Here is a 2,156-nt window from a genome sequence, read left to right on the forward strand (position 1 = left end):
TCTGCGTCACCTATCTGCGGACTACGGGTACTTGCGTCTGTCAGGTGCTGGCGGGAAGTACTGGTACATCCACGTTTCGCTCAGCGTACGGTCGCCAGTGCGGATGAACATGCGCATTTCAACCGGCTCGACCGAGTCGCTGTCCGGTACCCAGTCGAAGGTGACGCGGTAGCCCTTGATGTCCGGCAATACGAGGATGTTGAAGTCCTGCACCTTGCCATGCGTGACCGTGACGATGGGCTCGATCACGGTGCCTTCCGGCAAGCGATCCAGACCGCCGCCGTTGAAATCCACAGCAAAGCGGCGCGCCCAGGTTTTCGGGTAATGCTCGCCAGGTGCCCAGCCTTCGAGGAAGCCGCCCATGCCTGAACGAGTGGCGTGGACCTGCGCCAGCGGCGTGCTCACAGGTGGCAGCGGGCTCCAGAACAACTTGTAGCCATAGTTCATCGAATCCCCGGCCTTGACCGGCGTCTTCGGTGTCCAGAACACCACGATGTTGTCCATCGTTTCGCCCGTGGTCGGCAGCTCCAGCAGGCTGACCTCGCCTTCGCCCCACGCGGTAATCGGCTCGACCCACAGGCTCGGACGGCGGCTGTACCAGACTACGGTGTCCTGATAGCTGGAAAACTCGTGATCGCTTTGTACCAGCCCGAAACCTTTCGGGTCGGTGTCGGCGAACGCGCTGAATTGCGGTTTGGCCGGGTTGTTCAGCGGACGGCAGATCCACTCACCATTACCGCGCCACATCGACAGGCGATCCGAATCGTGAATTTGCGGGTGGATGGTGTCGCACATGCGGCGCTCGTGAGTGCCGCAACTGAACATGCTGGTCATCGGCGAAATGCCCAGTTGCTGGATATCGGTACGGGCATTGATGTGCGCGTCGATTTCCATGACTACCTGGCCAGCCTGACAGTCGATGTCGAAGCGGTAGGCACCGGTTGCACTGGGCGAGTCGAGTAGTGCGTAAACCACAAAGCGTGTGGCGTTCTTGTCTGGCGTTTCAAACCAGAACTTGGTGAAGTCGGGGAATTCTTCCTGACGCTTGGCGTAACTGTCGATGGCCAGGCCGCGGGCCGACAAACCGTATTGCTTATTGCTGTCCACGGCCCGGAAATAGCTGGCACCGAGGAACGAAACAACGTCGTTGATGGCGATTTCCGGCGCCTTGAACAACTTGAAGCCTGCAAAGCCCAGATCGCCCTTGACCAGATTCTTGTCGATGCCGCTGCTTTCGTAGTTGAACAGGTCATGGCGGAAATGCACTTCGCGCGCCTGCTTGTTCTGCGGGTCGACGCTGTACATGCGCACCGGCGTCTTGAAACCCATGCCGACATGGAAGAAATGCACGTCGAGCTGACCGTGGACGTCTTTCCACAGTGAGTGGTTCGGGTCGTAGCGAATGGCATTGAATTGCAGCGGCGTCATATCTGCCAGGACGGGTGGCAGCACTTGCTTGTTGCTCACATAGCCTTTGCCTGCGAGCTTCTTGGCATGGGCTTGCAGCTCTGCAAAATCGAAGTGTTCGATCTCGCCATCGGCTGCGGCGGCCAGTGCTCGCGCAGCATAAAGCCCTGAGGCCGACACGCTGCCGTAAGCGGCCAACGCCATGGACGCTTTCAGGAGATTTCTGCGATTCATAAGGGTGAAGCCTCTGAGTAATTCTGTGCGTCCTGCACAAAAAATGGCGCGCCAACGACTCCTTGCCGAACGCAAACTACCCACAACAGATAACAAAGACGAGATCCCGTTCGGAAATCAGTCAAAAAAAATCGCCGATTGTGCTCAATGGAAGCGGCATCCAGATGGCAGGAATGGACGTTTTTCAGGCCTGTTGGGGTGGGTTGAATGCGCTCGGCACCGCTTGGCGCAAGGCTTGCGAGCGAGGTGGGCGCGCAGCGCCGGTCAGGACGATAGGGTGCGTTGGCGCAGAGCGCTCAAATCTGCGCGCAATATTCAGCAACCATTTTGCCGGGTCGCAGACTGAGCAAATGTCAGTCTGCCGCAGGCAGAGCGTCCAGTACCGCATGCTGGCGCGGAGCATCTGCACGATATCCAGCCCAATCATTTGCCGCTATATCGTATTCGTTCAGGCAATAGTCCTGACGAAAGTTTCACTCTGCGTGTTATATCGTAACTACAAGGGCTTCCCCATT

1 protein-coding gene is annotated in these 2,156 nt (G+C 58.0%); it reads right to left on the reverse strand.

Annotated features, from left to right (window positions below; all coding sequences use genetic code 11):
• Positions 1–21 precede the first annotated feature (21 nt).
• Positions 22–1,641, reverse strand: a complete 1,620-nt coding sequence (locus ALO64_RS17955) for a glucan biosynthesis protein D (protein ID WP_044345169.1) — start codon at positions 1,639–1,641, stop codon at positions 22–24.
• Positions 1,642–2,156 lie beyond the last annotated feature (515 nt).

The organism is Pseudomonas meliae (genome assembly GCF_001400515.1).
In the GTDB taxonomy this organism is placed as follows: domain Bacteria; phylum Pseudomonadota; class Gammaproteobacteria; order Pseudomonadales; family Pseudomonadaceae; genus Aquipseudomonas; species Aquipseudomonas amygdali.

What these genes read in the sequence shown, in the direction of transcription:
- ALO64_RS17955 (WP_044345169.1), bottom strand. Translation starts at nt 1,641, where the DNA reads ATGAATCGCAGAAATCTCCTGAAAGCGTCCATGGCGTTGGCCGCTTAC.